This window comes from Mycolicibacterium fallax, assembly GCF_010726955.1.
Taxonomy (GTDB): Bacteria; Actinomycetota; Actinomycetes; order Mycobacteriales; family Mycobacteriaceae; genus Mycobacterium; species Mycobacterium fallax.
This window is the reverse complement of record NZ_AP022603.1, coordinates 1,761,384-1,776,677: the sequence shown is the minus strand read 5'-3', so window position 1 is coordinate 1,776,677 and position 15,294 is coordinate 1,761,384. Positions and strand designations below refer to the sequence as shown.

Here is a 15,294-nt window from a genome sequence, read left to right as displayed (position 1 = left end):
TCGGTCGGGTACCGGATGCCGTAACCGTATCTTACTCAAAAGTAAGATCGGTGCATTGTTGCCGAACTCACACGCCGCGTCAGCGGGACAGCCGGCTCAGCACCTCGTCCTGCAGCAGCCCGTTGCTCGCCACCGCGCTGCCGCCGTGCGGTCCGGGCGTCCCGTCCAGCGCGGTGAACGCGCCACCGGCCTCGCGGACCAGTACGTCCACCGCGGCCAGGTCCCACAGCGCCACCTCGGGCTCCGCGGCGATGTCCACCGCGCCCTCGGCCACCAGGCAATATGACCAGAAATCGCCGTAGCCGCGGATCCGCCACACCGCGTCGGTGAGCGCGACGAACTCCTCCCGCAGCCCGCGGTCGGCCCAGCCCGACAGCGACGAGAAGGACAGGCTGGCCGCGGCGAGATCGTCGACCTGCGACACCGCGATCGGCCGGGTGCGGCCGAACGCCGAGGTGTGCGCACCCAGGCCGGTGCCGGCCCACCAGCGCCGCCCCAGCGCCGGGGCGCTGACCACCCCGACGACCGGCACACCGTCCTGCAGCAAGGCGATCAGCGAGGCCCACACCGGCACCCCGCGGACGAAGTTCTTGGTGCCGTCGATCGGGTCGATCACCCAGCCGCGGCCGGCGCCGGTGCGGCCACCGAACTCCTCGCCGAAGACCGCGTCGTCGGGCCGTCGGCGGGCCAGGATCTCCCGCAGCTCGGACTCGGTGCGGCTGTCGGCGTCGGTGACCGGGGTCAGATCCGGCTTGGTGTCCACGGCCAGGTCCAGCGCCCCGAACCGCTGCAGCGTCACCGAGTCGGCGTGCGCGGCGAGTTCCAGGGCGAGGGCGAGGTCCTCAGGGGAGGCGGCGATGTCCATGGCAGTTGTCCTACCACGCGGATCCGCGCCCGCGGACCCGGCCGCGCGTGTCCGGGCCCGCGGATCCCGGTGCCCGCCGATCCCGATGCCCGCCGATCCCGATGCTCGCGGTGCCCGCCGGGCCCGGCCTACGATTGCGGCATGGAGTTCCTGATCATTCTGCTGCTGGTCGGGGCCATCGCCCTGATCGTCGTGCCGCTGGTGCGCAAGTCCGGCCCCCGCGGTGCGGACGACACCGCGCGCGGCGAGCTGCTGCTCACCGGCGTCAGTCCCCGCCCGGACGCCACCGGTGAGCAGTACGTGACCGTCACCGGCGTGATCAAGGGCCCGACGGTCGCCGAACACGTCATCTACCAGCAGCTGGCGGTGGACGTGGACGCCTGGCCGACGATCGGACAGCTGATCCCGGTGGACTACTCGATCAAGAACCCGGACAACTGGCGGTTCGCCGCCGAGCCGGTCGAGCCGCCGCAGGCCTAATTCCCGGCGGCGGCGGCGCCGTCGTCGGGCAACTGCTGGTGGGTGGCCACCGCCAGCCGGTTCCACACGTTGATCACCGCGATCGCCATCAACAGGTGCACGATCCCGGACTCATCGAAATGCTCGGTCACCCGCTGCCACACCGGCTCGGGCACCCCGGCCTCACCGATCAGGGTGACCGCCTCGGTCAGGTCGAGGGCGGCCCGCTCGGCCGCGGTGTAGAGCGCGGGCGCCTCGCGCCAGGCCGCCAGCACGTCGATGCGCCGCGACGTCTCGCCGGCGGCGCGCGCGTCGCGGGTGTGCATGTCCAGGCAGTACGCGCAGCCGTTGAGCTGCGAGGCGCGAATCTTGATCAGCTCGTAGAGCGCGGGGTCCAGCCCGCAGCTGCGGGCATAGTGCTCCATCGCGAAAACGGCCTTGGTGGCCTTCGGGTCGATGCTGTTGACGTCCAAACGTGCAGTACCCATACTTCGACGGTACGCCGCCGCCGCGGCGCCGTCGGTCGAAGAGCGAAAAGCTTTGTGCGGTAGTGGATTAGCCGAGGTTCCAGGCGGGTGTGATCAGCCGAGCAGCTGGCGCACCACGTAGGGCATGATGCCGCCGTGCCGGTAATAGTCGGCCTCCCCGGGGGTGTCGATGCGCACCACCGCGTCGAACTCGACGGCGCCGGCGCGGACCCGGACGGCTCGCGGAATCCCGTCGGCCAACGCGGTCACCCCGGTGATGTCGAAGGTCTCGGTTCCGGTCAGCCCGAGCGATTCCGCGCTCTGGCCCTCGGGGAACTGCAACGGCAGCACCCCCATGCCGATCAGGTTGGACCGGTGGATGCGTTCATAGGATTCGGCGATCACCGCCTGCACGCCGAGCAGCGCGGTGCCCTTGGCGGCCCAGTCCCGCGAGGACCCCGAGCCGTACTCCTTGCCGGCCAGGACCACCAGCGGGACGCCGGCGGCCAGATAATTCGCCGACGCGTCGTAGATGGTGGTCACCGGCGCGTCCGCGCGGGTGAAGTCGCGGGTGAATCCGCCCTCGGTGCCGGGGGCCAACTGGTTACGCAACCGGATGTTGGCGAAGGTGCCGCGGATCATCACCTCGTGGTTGCCGCGCCGGGAACCGTAGGAGTTGAAATCCCCGCGGGCGATGCCGTGCCCGGCCAGGTAGACCCCGGCCGGGGAGTCCGCCCGGATGGATCCGGCCGGGCTGATGTGGTCGGTGGTCACCGAGTCGCCGAGCTTGGCCAGCACCCGCGCGCCGCCGATGTCGCGCAGCGCGACGGGCTCGCGGGCCATGCCGTCGAAGTACGGCGGTTGCCGCACATAGGTCGAGTCGGCATCCCAGCCGAACGTGTCGCCGTCGGGCACCGGCAGCGCCCGCCACCGGTCGTCGCCGGTGAAGACGTCGGCGTAGCTGTCGGTGAACATCTCGGCCCGCAGGTTTTCCCCGACCACCGCGGCGATCTCGGCCTCGGTGGGCCAGATGTCACGCAGGTAGACCGGTTGGCCGTCATCGCCGACGCCGAGCGGGTCGGTCAGCAGGTTGGTGTGCATGGTGCCGACCAGCGCGTAGGCCACCACCAGCGGCGGGGAGGCCAGGAAGTTCATCTTGGTCTCCGGGTGGATCCGGCCCTCGAAGTTGCGGTTGCCCGACAGCACCGAGCAGACGGTCAGGTCGGCATCGACGACGGCGGTGCTGACCTCGGGGATCAGCGGCCCGGAGTTACCGATGCAGGTGGTGCAGCCGTAGCCCACCAGGTTGAACCCCAGCTTCTCCAAATACTCGGTGAGACCGGCCTTTTCGTAGTAATCGGTGACGACCCGGGAGCCCGGCGCGAGGGTGGTCTTCACCCACGGCTTGCGGGTCAGGCCGCGGCGCACCGCGTTTCTGGCCAGCAGCGCGGCACCCACCATCACCGACGGGTTGGAGGTGTTGGTGCAGGAGGTGATCGCGGCGATCACCACGTGCCCGTTGTCCAGGTCGAAGGCGGTGCCGTCGGCGAGGCGCACCGGCACCGGCGCCGACGGCCAGGCCTGGTCGCCCTCGACGCGGCTCGGGGTGCGCGGACGGCCGGCGGCCTGGCTGTCGGTGCCGAAGGCGATCGGGTCGCTGGCCGGGAACGAGCCCGCGGAGGCCTCGTCGAGCGCGGAGAGGGCCCGTTCGGTGGACTCGGCGCCGGTGAGCAGCCCGGCGACCACGTTCGGCGCGGCCCGCAGCGGGATGCGGTCCTGCGGGCGCTTCGGTCCGGCGATCGACGGCTCGATGCCGGACAGGTCGAGTTCGACGATCTGGGAGTACTGCGGCTGGTGCCCGGGCTCATGCCACAGGCCCTGCTCCTTGGCGTAGCGCTCCACCAGCCCGATCCGGTGCTCATCGCGGCCGGTCAGCCTCAGGTAGTCCAGCGTCACCCGGTCGATCGGGAAGATCGCGCAGGTGGCGCCGTACTCGGGGCTCATGTTCCCGATGGTGGCGCGGTTGGCCAGCGGCACATTGGGCACCCCGGGCCCGAAGAACTCGACGAACTTGCCCACCACCCCGGTGCGGCGCAGCAGTTCGGCGACGGTCAGCACCAGGTCGGTGGCGGTGGTTCCCGGCGGCATTTCACCGGTCAGCTTCAGCCCGACCACCGGCGGGATCAGCATGCTCATCGGCTGGCCGAGCATCGCGGCCTCCGCCTCGATGCCGCCGACGCCCCAGCCCAGCACGCCGAGCCCGTTGACCATCGGGGTGTGTGAGTCGGTGCCCACCAGGGTGTCCGGATAGGCCAGCGGGCCGTCGGGGGTGTCCCGGGTGAACACCACCCGGGACAGGTACTCCAGGTTCACCTGATGGCAGATGCCGGTGTTCGGGGGTACCACGGAGAAATCGGTGAATGCCTGCTGCGCCCAGCGCAGCAGCTGATAGCGCTCGGCGTTGCGGTCGAACTCCAGCTCGGCGTTGACCCGGAAGGCGTCGGCGCGGCCGAAGACGTCGGCGATCACCGAGTGGTCGATCACCAGCTCGGTCGGGCACAGCGGGTTGATCCGCTGCGGGTCGCCGCCCAGGGCGGTGATGGCGTCGCGCATGGCGACCAGGTCGACCACGCACGGCACCCCGGTGAAGTCCTGCATCAGCACCCGGGCCGGGGTGAACGCCACCTCGCGGCCGTGCGCGGCGGCGGGATCCCAGGCCACCAGGGCGTCGATCTGTTCGGCGGTGACCAGCCGGCCGTCCTCGTTGCGCAGCAGGTTCTCCAGCAGCACCTTCAGGCTGTAGGGCAGTCGGGCGACGCCGTCGAGGCGGTCCAGGCGATGAATGCGGTAGCCGATGTCGTCGACGGTGAGCTGATCGCCGGTGCCGAAACTGTTGCCGATATCGGTGGCCATGGTGACCTCCGTGCTGGTGGGGAAGGGTGGGCTACCTTCCAACGTAGCCCGGTTCCGGCCCCCCGGCACCCGGTCCGGGCAGGTCAGCCGTGCCCGACGGCCAGCAGTCCGGGAACCGTCGGCAGCTTCACCCGGGGCCGGCCGTGCGGCTCGCCGGCACCGCGCTCGTGATCGTCGATGGTGCGCCAGTGCTCGGCGGTGACCAGCGCGGGCTGCCGCGACAGCAGCCAGTCGGCCAGCTGCGCGGCGCGATCCTCGGCCTGCGACACCGGTTCGCGGTCGCGCAGATCGGCCAGCACCAGGTCCGCGACCTCGGTGGAATCCTTCTTGTTGTGGCCGATCACCCCGGACGGCCCGCGCTTGATCCAGCCGACGACGTACTCGTTGGTGCTGCCGTCGACGCGGCCCTCGACGTTGGGGATGATGCCGCCGCGGTCGTCGAACGGCAGGCCCTCGGTCGGCTCGCCGCGGTAGCCGACCGCGCGCACCACCAGCTGCGCGGGCAGTTCCTCGCGCGTGCCGGTGTCCTTGGCGACCAGGCGGCCGTTCTCGGCGACCAATTCGTTGCGGCCCAGCACGATCGAGGAGACCCGGTCCTGGCCGCGGATCTCGATCGGGGAGGTGCAGAACCGGAACACGATGCGCTTTGCCCGCCCGGCCGGTGGCCGCTCGGCGAAGCCGCGCAGCACCTCGATGTTCAGTTTCACGGTGTGTCCGGCGGCGGCCGCGTCCTCGGCGGTGATGCCGGCCAGGTCGGCGGGGTCGACGATCACGTCGACGTCGGCCATCGAGGCCATCTCGCCGAGCTCGCGCAGCTCCAGGGTGGTGAACGGGGCCTGCAGCGGGCCGCGCCGCCCAATGATCACCACCTCCTGCACCCCGCTGCCGCGCAGCGCGTCCAGCGCGTGGTCGGCGACGTCGGTGGCGGCCAACTCGTCGCAGTCCGACACCAGCATCCGCGCCACGTCGAGCGCGACGTTGCCGTTGCCGACCACCACCGCCCGCGCCCCGGACAGGTCCGGCGCCAGGTCGTGGAAGTGCGGGTGGGCGTTGTACCAGCCGACGAACTCGACGGCGGCCAGGCTGCCGGGCAGGTCCTCGCCGGGAATGCCGAGCGGGCGGTCGGTCTGGGCGCCGACGGCGTAGATCACCGCGTCGTAGCGCTGCGCCAGATCGGCGGCGCTGACCTGATCGCCGACGGTGACGTTGCCGAAGAAGCGGAAACCCGGATCGGCGGCGAACTTCTCGAACTGCCGGCTGATCGACTTGATCTTGGGGTGATCCGGCGCCACGCCGGAGCGGACCAGGCCCCAGGGCGTCGGCAGCATCTCCAGCATGTCGACCCGGAGTTGGTATTCGCCGGATTCCTTGGCGGCCCGCAGCAGGGCCGCCGCGGCGAAGAAACCGGACGGGCCGGAGCCGACAACCGCTACGTGATAGGCGCGCATGGCCTGCCTTTCCGCCCGGGTGGGCTGCACCCCGGCTACCGGAGCGCGCGGGTGGGCTGCAGTCGGCGCTCCTCCCGACTGTAACCCGGCCCCCGCCGCCGACCGGGGCGGTTGTGCGCGCCGGTAACCTGGACACCCGTGGACCCCGACCTCAGCATTGAAATTGGCGCACTCGACACCACCTTGACGACGGTGGAGCGGGTGCTCGATGTCGACGGTCTGCGGGCGCGCATCGCGAACCTGGAAATCGAGGCGTCGGATCCGAAGCTGTGGGACGACCAGACCCGCGCGCAGCAGGTCACCAGTGAGCTGTCCTACGCCCAGGGCGAGCTGCGTCGGGTGGAGGAACTGCGCGGACGCCTCGATGACCTGCCGGTGCTCTACGAGCTGGCCGCCGAGGAGTCCGGCGCCGACGCGACGAGCGCCCGGGCCGACGCCGACGCTGAGCTGGCCCAGCTGCGCGAGGACATCGAGGCGATGGAGGTTCGGACCCTGCTGTCCGGGGAGTACGACGCGCGCGAGGCCGTCGTCACCATCCGGTCCGGGGCCGGTGGGGTGGACGCCGCCGACTGGGCCGAGATGCTGATGCGGATGTACGTCCGGTGGGCCGAGCAGCACAAGTACGGCGTCGAGGTGTTCGACGTGTCCTACGCCGAGGAGGCGGGGATCAAGAGCGCGACGTTCGCCGTGCACGCCCCGTACGCCTACGGCACCCTGTCGGTGGAGCAGGGCACCCACCGACTGGTGCGGATCAGCCCGTTCGACAACCAGAGCCGGCGGCAGACCTCGTTCGCCGACGTTGAGGTGCTGCCGGTGGTGGAGACCGCCGACAGCATCGACATCCCGGAGAACGACGTCCGCGTCGACGTGTACCGCTCCTCGGGGCCGGGCGGGCAGTCGGTCAACACCACCGACTCGGCGGTCCGGCTGACCCACATCCCGACCGGCGTCGTGGTGACCTGTCAGAACGAGAAATCGCAGCTGCAGAACAAGGTGTCGGCGATGCGGGTGCTGCAGGCCAAGCTGCTCGAACGCAAGCGCCAGGAGGAACGCGCCGAGATGGACGCCCTCAAGGGTGACGGCGGCAGTTCCTGGGGCAACCAGATGCGGTCCTACGTGCTGCACCCGTACCAGATGGTCAAGGACCTGCGCACCGAGTTCGAGGTCGGCAACCCGGGCGCGGTGCTCGACGGCGACATCGATGGATTTTTGGAGGCCGGCATCCGCTGGCGCAATCGCAAGGACGACGAATAAGACACGCCATGACCGCATTGCTGTCCGCACCCCAAGCCGGCTTTGACTGGGCTCAGCGCTGGCACGAGTTCTGGCTGGGGCAGGTCGGCGAGTGGATCCTGACCCGCGGGCTGCGGCTGACCATGCTGGTGCTCGGCGCGATCCTGGCCGCCCGGCTGATCAACTGGGCGGCGCAGAAGATCGCCCGCCGCATCGACGCCGACTTCCGGGAGAGCGACGCGCTGGTCCGGTCCGAGCGCAGCAAGCACCGCCAGGCGGTCGCCTCGGTCATCTCCTGGGGCTGCATCGCGCTGCTGTGCGTGCTGGTGTTCATGCAGCTCACCTCGATCCTGGCGATTCCGGTGACCTCGCTGGTGGCCCCCGCCGCGGTGCTCGGCGCCGCGCTGGGTTTCGGTGCCCAGCGCATCGTGCAGGACCTGCTGGCCGGGTTCTTCATCCTCACCGAGAAGCAGTACGGCTTCGGTGACCTGGTGCGGCTGTCGGTGTCCGGATCCACCGTCGACGCGCTGGGCACCGTGGAGGACGTCACGCTGCGGGTGACCAAGCTGCGCACCGCCGACGGCGAGATGTACACCGTGCCCAACGGCCAGATCGTCAAGTCGCTGAACCTGTCCAAGGACTGGGCGCGGGCGGTCGTCGATGTGCCGGTGCCCACCAGTGTCGACCTGAACAAGGTCAACAAGCTGCTGCGGTCGGTGTGCGACGCCGCGATGGACGATCCCACGCTCAAGGCGCTGCTGCTGGACAAGCCGCAACTGATGGGCGTGGAGAGCATCGAACTCGACAATGTGAACGTGCGGTTGGTCGCCCGCACCCTGCCCGGCCGGCAGTTCGAGGTCGGCCGCCGGCTGCGGTTGCTGCTGGTCGAACGCCTCGCCGGCGCCGGCATCGCCACCCGGCCGGAGAACACTCCGACCGTCGGCGCGCTGGTGCACCCGGCCACCGCCGCCGGCGCCGAGGGCGCCCAGGTCGCGGGGGAGGAGCAATGAAATTCACCCTGCCACACTCCGACGAGCACCGGCGCTGGCCCTCGTACATGTTCTGGGGCCGGATGCGCACCTCGACGTTCCTGCTGATCTGCGCGTTCCTGCTGACCTACTGGGTCTACGACAACTACGCCCCGGGGCCGCCGGAACCGGCGCCCGCGCAGCACGTGCCGGACGGCTACACGCCGGTGTTCGTGCCGAAGACCAACGTCTACAAACCGACCTGGACGCCGACCGTCACCACCCCGACCCCGGCCCCGACGCCGACCGAGACGGTGCCGCCGGAGCCGACGGTCACCACGACCACCGAGACCACCCCGCCCCCGGCGCCGGTGCCGTGGCTGCCGCCCTGGCTGCAGCCGCCGGCGCCTCCGACGACCACCGGCCCGGAGCCGGCCCCCGGGGCGCCGGGCGTCCCGCCGACCTCGCCGGCCCCGGCCGCCGGCCTTCCGGGTCCCGGGTCGGTGACCACCACGATGATCATCCCGACGCCGCCGGTGGCACCCGGCGCGGAGCCACGGCCGTAGCGCCTGGCCCGGTCTCGGCGTAACCCCGGCTACACTGGCGATCCGTGATGATCAGCCTCGACCATGTGACCAAGCAGTACAAAAGGTCGGCTCGGCCAGCGCTGGACGATGTCAGCCTCAAAATCGACAAGGGCGAGTTCGTCTTCCTGATCGGGCCCTCGGGCTCGGGCAAGTCCACCTTCATGCGCCTGCTGCTGGCCGAAGAGCGCCCCAACCACGGCGACATTCGGGTCTCCAAGTTCCACGTCAACAAGCTGCACGGGCGGCAGGTGCCGGCGCTGCGCCAGGTCATCGGCTGCGTGTTCCAGGATTTCCGGCTGCTCCAGCAGAAGTCGGTGTTCGACAACGTGGCGTTCGCGCTGGAGGTCATCGGCAAGAAACCCGACGCCATCCAGCGGGTGGTGCCCGAGGTGCTGGAGATGGTCGGGCTGTCCGGCAAGGCCAACCGGCTGCCCGGCGAGCTCTCCGGCGGTGAGCAGCAGCGGGTGGCCATCGCCCGCGCGTTCGTCAACCGGCCGCTGGTGCTGCTGGCCGACGAGCCGACCGGCAACCTTGACCCCGACACCAGTCGCGACATCATGGACCTGCTGGAGCGGATCAACCGGACCGGTACCACGGTCCTGATGGCCACCCACGACCATCACATCGTCGACTCGATGCGGCAGCGGGTCCTGGAACTGTCACTGGGCCGACTGGTGCGCGATGAGCAGCGCGGCGTCTACGGAATGGATCGTTAAGTGCGTTTCGGATTTCTTGTCAATGAGGTTCTGACCGGCTTCCGCCGGAACATCACGATGACCATCGCGATGATCCTGACGACGGCGATCTCCATCGGCCTGTTCGGCGGCGGTCTGTTGATCATGATGCTGGCCAACAACTCCCGGGCCATCTACCTGGACCGGGTGGAGTCGCAGGTGTTCCTCAACCAGGAGGTTTCCAGCACCGACCCGGCCTGCGACGGCGACGTCTGCCGTGGCCTGCGCGCCCTGATCGAATCCCGCGACGACGTCAAGTCGGTGCGCTTCCTGTCCGGCAAGGAGGCCACCGAGGACGCGCTGAAGAAGAATCCGCAGTTCAAGGACGTCGCCAACGAGACGCAGTTCCCGTCGTCGTTCGTGGTCAAGCTCGACGACCCGGAAAAGCACGAGGACTTCGACCAGGCCATGATCGGCCAGCCCGGGGTGCGCGGCGTGCTGAACCAGAAGGACCTCATCGACCGGTTGTTCTCCATCCTCAACGCGATCTCCGGGGTGGCGTTCGCGGTGGCGCTGGTGCAGGCGATCGGGGCGGTGCTGCTGATCGCGAACATGGTCCAAGTCGCCGCCTACACCCGGCGCACCGAGATCGGCATCATGCGGTTGGTCGGCGCCAGCCGCTGGTACACCCAGCTGCCGTTCCTGTTGGAGGCGGTGCTCGCGGCGACGATCGGTGTGGTGCTGGCGATCGTCGGGCTGTTGGTGGTGCGAGCGGCCTTCCTCGGCAGGGTCCTGGAGCAGTTCTCCAGGCTGATAGCCCCGGTGGACTACGCTGACATCTTCTACATCTCATTGCCCATGCTGGGTGTCGGCGTCGTAATGGCCGCCCTCACCGGGTATGTGACGTTGCGCCTGTACGTACGAAGGTAACGGTGGTCAAGAGCAAGGAGCTGCGCAAGGCCGCAGCGCTGAAGGCCGGCGACCGCAGCGGCGGGCGCCGGGTGGTGTCGACCAACCGCAAGGCCCGGCACAACTACACCATCCTGGACACCTACGAGGCCGGCATCGTGCTGCAGGGCACCGAGGTCAAGGCGTTGCGGGAGGGGCAGGCGTCGCTGGCCGACGCGTTCGCCACCGTCGACGACGGCGAGATCTGGCTGCGCAGCCTGCACATCCCCGAATACCACCTGGGTACCTGGACCAACCACGCGCCGCGGCGTAACCGCAAGCTGCTGCTGCACCGCAAGCAGATCGATGCGCTGGCCGGCAAGGTCCGGGACGGCAACCTCACCCTGGTGCCGCTGTCGCTGTACTTCTCCGACGGCCGGGTGAAGGTCGAGTTGGCGTTGGCCCGCGGCAAGGCCGCTCACGACAAGCGTCAGGACATCGCCAAGCGCGACGCGCAGCGGGAGATTTCCCGGGAAATGGGACGGCGCGCGAAGGGCAAGCACTGATCGCGATGATCTGGGCGCTGGTTTCGGCGCTCGGATACGGGGTCAGCGACTTCGTCGGCGGGATCGCCGCCCGGCGGGTCGCCGCGCTGCGCATCGTGTTGGTGTCCTACCCGATGTCGATGCTGATGCTGGCGGTGCTCGCGGCGCTGGTCGGCGGTCACATCTCCGGGCCCGCGGTGCTGTGGGGCGCGCTCAGCGGGATCGGCGCCGCCCTCGGGGTGTGGTGGTTCTACGCGGCGCTGGCCACCGGCCCGATCTCGATCGTGTCGCCGCTGACGGCGATCCTGGTCGCCGGGGTGCCGGTGGTCGCGGGCATGGTGATGGGGGACCGGCCCGGGCTGCTGGCGCTGATCGGCATCGCGGTCGCGCTGGTCGCGGTGGCGATGGTCAGCCGCGGCGTCACCGACGAGGACGTCACCCCGCACCGGTTCACCAAGACGGTGGGTTGGCTGACCGTCGGCTGCGGGGTGGCGTTCGGGCTGTCGTTCGTGCTGATCGCCCGCACCCCGACCGACGCCGGGCTGTGGCCGCTGGTGTTCGCCCGGATCTCGGCGACGCTGCTGGTGATGGTGGCCGCGGTGCTGCTGGGGGACTTCGTCAAGCCGGAACCGCGGACGGTGAAGCTGGCCCTGCTGATCGCGGTCCTGGACACCGTCGCCAATGTGGCGATGCTGGCGGCCCTGCACGGCGCCATGCTGTCGCTGGCCAGCGTGCTGATCTCGCTGTATCCGGCGGCTACCGTCGGGCTGGCCATGGTGGTGCTCAAGGAGCGGGTCACCCGCTGGCAGGTGGTCGGGATGGTGCTGGCGCTGGCCGCCGTCGCCGCCATCACGCTGGATTAGGTCGCCGCGCTCAGCCAGCGTCGGGCCAGCTCGGACACCCAGGACTCCGCGGCGATCGGGTCGGCCGGCGGGGTGGCGGCCAGCACCAGCTGGTCGATCCCGGCGTCGGCGAGCCGGCGCAGATCACCGGGCTGCGGATCGCGCAGCGAGACCGCCAGGCGCAGGTCGCCGCGGTCCCGCCCGGCCTCCCGGCACAGCCGCCGCAGCGTTGAGGAGCAGACCGCGGCGTCCTCGACGTCGCGCAGCCCGTGGCCGTACCAGCCGTCGCCCCATTCGGCGACCAGCCGCAGCGTGCCCTCGTTGCTGCAGCCCAGGACCACCGGGATGGACCGGTCCGACGGATAGGGTCCGCTGTGCAGCCGGGCGAACCCGGCGCCGACACCGGCGTTCCAGCGTCGGCGCAGGGCGGCCACGTATTCGGTGAGCCAGGCCCCGCGCCGCTCGAAGGGCGCGTCCAGCTCGGCGTAGTCGGTGCGGGCGCCGGATGCCCCGACGCCCAGGCTCAGCCGCCCGCCGGACAGCTTGTGCAGCGAGGCGGCCTGGCGGGCGACGACGGCGGGATTGCGTTCGGGCAGCGCGAGCACACCGGTCGCGAGTTCGATGGTGTTGGTGGCGGCCGCGGCGAAACTCAGCGTGACGAACGGGTCGAGCCAGTCGGCGACCGGGACGTCGGGATGGTTGGCGTCGGTGACCTCGGGATGCTCGCCGACCCACAGCGTGGCGAAGCCGGCCCGCTCGGCCGCGGCCGCCACCGCGTCGACCACGGTCCGTTCGGCGCCCGTGCCGATGCCCAGGGCGTGCAGTCCGACCTCCACGGGTGTTGATGCTGGCAGCTCAACCCGGCTGTCGCGGAGACGATCCGGTTGCGGTATGGCAACAGCGTCCGGCCGGCCGGGAACAAACGTGGGTGGGCCGCGGTTGAGGATTCCGGTAGCATCAAGTGTTCCGCCGAAGGTCGGCGGGAATGTGCGAGGGGCTGAACGGTTTCGACTTCGCGCATCGAATCAAGGGAAGCGTGCCGGTGCAGGCAAGAGACCACCGTAAGCGTCGTTGCAACCAATTAAGCGCCGATTCCAATCAGCGCGACTACGCTCTCGCTGCCTAAGCGAAGCTAGTCTGTCAGCCCGGGAAAGCCCTCGGCCCGGTTCCTGGCATCAGCTAGAGGGATGCACCGAAGAGTCCGGTCGCGGGACTCCTCGGGACAAACCACAGCGACTGGGATCGTCATCTCGGCTTGTTCACGTGACCGGGAGATCCGAGTAGAGACAGGGTGAACTGCGCACGGAGAAGTCTTGAGGGAATGCCGTAGGACCCGGGTTCGATTCCCGGCAGCTCCACCGATAGAACACAGATAACTTCATATTCGAGACCTCCTTGCCGACGAGCAAAAGTGTCATACCCCTGCGGTACGACTGGATGCACAGGCGGTAAGGAGGTCTCTGCATGCGGATAGTCATGGTCCGGAGAAGCGCTCGCGAGGGCGAAGTTCTGCAGGCTCCCGATGGCGTGACAACGCTCCCATGGTCGTCGGTTGTGCAGGCGCTCGACCGGCAGGACATCCCGGACGGCCTTCCGTTCATCGTCGATGACGACGGCTCACTGACCGGCTGCGACCGACTCAACACCTACCTGCTGACCGCATGGCGTCAACGCGCCTACGACCTCGACAGCCTGCGGAGCTTTTGAGGTGAGCCCGCTGTAGTGGTCCAGTCGTTGTGGGACTCTGTTGCCCGAGTGTTTGGGCAGGAAGAATCGACGACGACATGGCATCGAACAAGCGCCGGCGGCATACGCCGGATCAGATCATCCGCAAGCTCGCTGAGGGCAACAAGCTGCTGGCGACCGGCCAGGAGTTGGCCGAGGTGTGTCGGCATGTGGAGGTCGCGGAATCGACGTGGCATCGCTGGGTGGCCCAGTACGGCGGCATGAAGGCCAACGACGCCAAGCGGCTCAAGGAGCTCGAGGCCGAGAACGCCCGGCTCAAGAAGCTGGTCGCCAACCAGGCCCTCGACATCGACATGCTCAAGGAGATTTCGGCGGGAAACTTCTGACCCCGAACCGCAAGCGCCGCGCAGCAGCGATGCTGCGTGAGCGGTTCGGGGTCTCTGAGCGCCGCGCGTGCACCGTGGTGGGTCTGCACCGCTCCACGATGCGCCTGACCCCGCCGTCGATCAGCACCAAGGAGGCCCAGCTGCGGGGGTGGCTGCGCCGGTTCTCCACCGACCGGCCGCGTTGGGGGTGGCGTCGCGCTGCCAAGATGGCCCGCCGCGCCGGTTGGCAAGTCAACAACAAGCGGATCCGCCGGCTGTGGCGCGAGGAGGGGCTTCGGGTGCCGCAGCGGCGCCGCAAGAAGCGGCTGACTGGTATCGGTGTGGCCGTGGGCGCGATGTCGCCTATCCGTCCGAATGTCATCTGGGCGATGGACTTTCAGTTCGACACCACCGCCGACGGTCGCACGCTGAAGTTGTTGAACGTCATCGACGAGTTCACCCGCGAGGCCCTGGCGATCGAGGTCGACCGCAGCATCGACGCCGACGGCGTGGTCGCCGTGCTGGACCGCCTCGCCCTGGTACACGGTGCACCGCACTACGTGCGCTTTGACAACGGCCCGGAGTTCGTCGCGCACGCCGTCGCCGATTGGTGCCGGTTCAACAGTGCTGGTTCACTTTTCATCGATCCCGGCTCGCCGTGGCAAAACGCCTTCATCGAGTCGTTCAACGGCCGGCTTCGTGATGAACTGCTCAACTCGTGGCGGTTCGACTCCCTGCTGGAAGCCAGGGTGCTCATCGAGGACTGGCGTCGTGACTACAACGCCAATCGGCCCCACACCGCCCACGGCGACCTCACCCCGGCCGAGTTTGCCCTACAGTGGGCCACGACCCATCAACCGAAAGTCGCATAACGACTGGACCACAAAACGGGTCCCCCTCATCACGACGCCGTCGCTCGCGCCTTCGTTCAGGACCGAATCGAGAACAGCTCGTACCGTCTCAACAGCCGCTTCGAGCAACTCACCGCGAACCTGACTAGGGGTGACAGCCTGAATGCCGCTGCGATCCGTAACGACCGGCAGACCATCGCCGAACTACGCCAGAAGAACCGTGACCTACACGACCAACTCGACCGCTTCGCCACCGCACTGTTCGCGCGGCAGCTTGATGCCGAGAACGAGCGGGCGGAGATCGAACTCGTCACGCGAATCCGGCGAGGCCAGCGGGGGGAGTAACGAGTTTCGCCCACGCGGATCTGTGCGGATCGGTTCGATGAGCGAATCGAGCACAATGATCGCCCGGCCCAAGTCCGCAGAAGCTACACCGGACGCATCGTCGGCGTGATCCGATCGCCGCTCGGGCGACGCCCCGCCGGGATCGACAGACCGTCACC

At 69.3% G+C, this 15,294-nt stretch carries 16 protein-coding genes and 1 other RNA gene; 11 read left to right on the top strand and 6 right to left on the bottom strand.

The window, feature by feature from the left end:
• Positions 1–79: 79 nt before the first annotated feature.
• On the bottom strand, positions 80–865 hold the full coding sequence (hisN, locus tag G6N10_RS08405; protein ID WP_085097841.1) for a histidinol-phosphatase: 786 nt from the start codon (positions 863–865) through the stop codon (positions 80–82).
• A gap of 141 nt (positions 866–1,006) precedes the next feature.
• Here hisN and G6N10_RS08400 point away from each other — a divergent pair, with 141 nt between their 5' ends.
• Positions 1,007–1,345: a hypothetical protein gene (locus tag G6N10_RS08400; protein WP_085097843.1), complete on the top strand. Its 339-nt coding sequence runs from the start codon at positions 1,007–1,009 to the stop codon at positions 1,343–1,345.
• Here G6N10_RS08400 and G6N10_RS08395 read toward each other — a convergent pair.
• The 3 genes from G6N10_RS08395 to G6N10_RS08385 all read right to left on the bottom strand — a co-directional run bounded on the left by G6N10_RS08395 (position 1,342) and on the right by G6N10_RS08385 (position 6,152).
• Complete coding sequence (locus G6N10_RS08395) at positions 1,342–1,812, bottom strand: carboxymuconolactone decarboxylase family protein (RefSeq protein ID WP_085097846.1); 471 nt, start codon at positions 1,810–1,812, stop codon at positions 1,342–1,344. The two genes, G6N10_RS08400 and G6N10_RS08395, sit on opposite strands and share 4 nt — an antisense overlap.
• A 93-nt stretch (positions 1,813–1,905) precedes the next feature.
• Entirely contained in the window at positions 1,906–4,704 is a 2,799-nt protein-coding gene (gene acnA / locus G6N10_RS08390) for an aconitate hydratase (RefSeq protein WP_085097849.1), read from the bottom strand.
• An 83-nt stretch (positions 4,705–4,787) separates the two neighbouring features.
• Entirely contained in the window at positions 4,788–6,152 is a 1,365-nt protein-coding gene (locus G6N10_RS08385; RefSeq protein ID WP_085097894.1) for an FAD-dependent oxidoreductase, read from the bottom strand.
• Between the two features lie 138 nt (positions 6,153–6,290).
• Between G6N10_RS08385 and prfB the strand changes: the two genes are divergently transcribed.
• Genes prfB through G6N10_RS08350 form a run of 7 tightly spaced genes read left to right on the top strand, consistent with a single transcriptional unit; the run spans position 6,291 to position 11,910 of the window.
• Entirely contained in the window at positions 6,291–7,406 is a 1,116-nt protein-coding gene (gene prfB, locus G6N10_RS08380) for a peptide chain release factor 2 (protein WP_085097852.1), read from the top strand.
• A gap of 8 nt (positions 7,407–7,414) precedes the next feature.
• Complete coding sequence (locus G6N10_RS08375; protein WP_085097855.1) at positions 7,415–8,395, top strand: mechanosensitive ion channel family protein; 981 nt, start codon at positions 7,415–7,417, stop codon at positions 8,393–8,395.
• A complete protein-coding gene (locus G6N10_RS08370; RefSeq protein WP_085097857.1) occupies positions 8,392–8,919 on the top strand; it encodes an Rv3103c family proline-rich protein in 528 nt (175 codons plus the stop codon). The genes G6N10_RS08375 and G6N10_RS08370 overlap by 4 nt, the downstream gene beginning before the upstream one ends.
• Before the next feature lie 47 nt (positions 8,920–8,966).
• Positions 8,967–9,656, top strand: coding sequence for a cell division ATP-binding protein FtsE (ftsE, locus tag G6N10_RS08365; RefSeq protein WP_085097860.1), 690 nt, complete (start codon positions 8,967–8,969; stop codon positions 9,654–9,656).
• Positions 9,657–10,544: a permease-like cell division protein FtsX gene (gene ftsX / locus G6N10_RS08360; RefSeq protein WP_085097863.1), complete on the top strand. Its 888-nt coding sequence runs from the start codon at positions 9,657–9,659 to the stop codon at positions 10,542–10,544. It abuts the gene before it with no gap.
• Positions 10,545–10,582: 38 nt separating this feature from the next.
• On the top strand, positions 10,583–11,068 hold the full coding sequence (gene smpB / locus G6N10_RS08355) for an SsrA-binding protein SmpB (RefSeq protein ID WP_179962885.1): 486 nt from the start codon (positions 10,583–10,585) through the stop codon (positions 11,066–11,068).
• A 5-nt stretch (positions 11,069–11,073) separates the two neighbouring features.
• Positions 11,074–11,910, top strand: coding sequence for an EamA family transporter (locus G6N10_RS08350; RefSeq protein WP_109750556.1), 837 nt, complete (start codon positions 11,074–11,076; stop codon positions 11,908–11,910).
• Here G6N10_RS08350 and G6N10_RS08345 read toward each other — a convergent pair.
• Entirely contained in the window at positions 11,907–12,725 is an 819-nt protein-coding gene (locus G6N10_RS08345; protein WP_085097868.1) for a TIGR03619 family F420-dependent LLM class oxidoreductase, read from the bottom strand. The two genes, G6N10_RS08350 and G6N10_RS08345, sit on opposite strands and share 4 nt — an antisense overlap.
• A 157-nt stretch (positions 12,726–12,882) precedes the next feature.
• On the opposite strand from G6N10_RS08345, the gene ssrA reads away from it, so the two are divergent.
• The 3 genes from ssrA to G6N10_RS08330 all read left to right on the top strand — a co-directional run bounded on the left by ssrA (position 12,883) and on the right by G6N10_RS08330 (position 14,812).
• Positions 12,883–13,250: a transfer-messenger RNA gene (gene ssrA, locus G6N10_RS08340) on the top strand.
• 193 nt (positions 13,251–13,443) lie between these two features.
• Positions 13,444–13,596, top strand: a complete 153-nt coding sequence (locus G6N10_RS08335; RefSeq protein WP_234810602.1) for a hypothetical protein — start codon at positions 13,444–13,446, stop codon at positions 13,594–13,596.
• Between the two features lie 77 nt (positions 13,597–13,673).
• Positions 13,674–14,812 (top strand): IS3 family transposase gene (locus G6N10_RS08330; protein WP_163742332.1). Its coding sequence is split into 2 segments (ribosomal slippage): positions 13,674–13,944 and positions 13,944–14,812, totalling 1,140 coding nucleotides; the frame shifts between segments, so codons are not numbered across the junction.
• Between the two features lie 204 nt (positions 14,813–15,016).
• Here the strand turns inward: G6N10_RS08330 and G6N10_RS08325 are convergent.
• Positions 15,017–15,208, bottom strand: coding sequence for a hypothetical protein (locus G6N10_RS08325; RefSeq protein ID WP_163742330.1), 192 nt, complete (start codon positions 15,206–15,208; stop codon positions 15,017–15,019).
• Between the last annotated feature and the right edge of the window lie 86 nt (positions 15,209–15,294).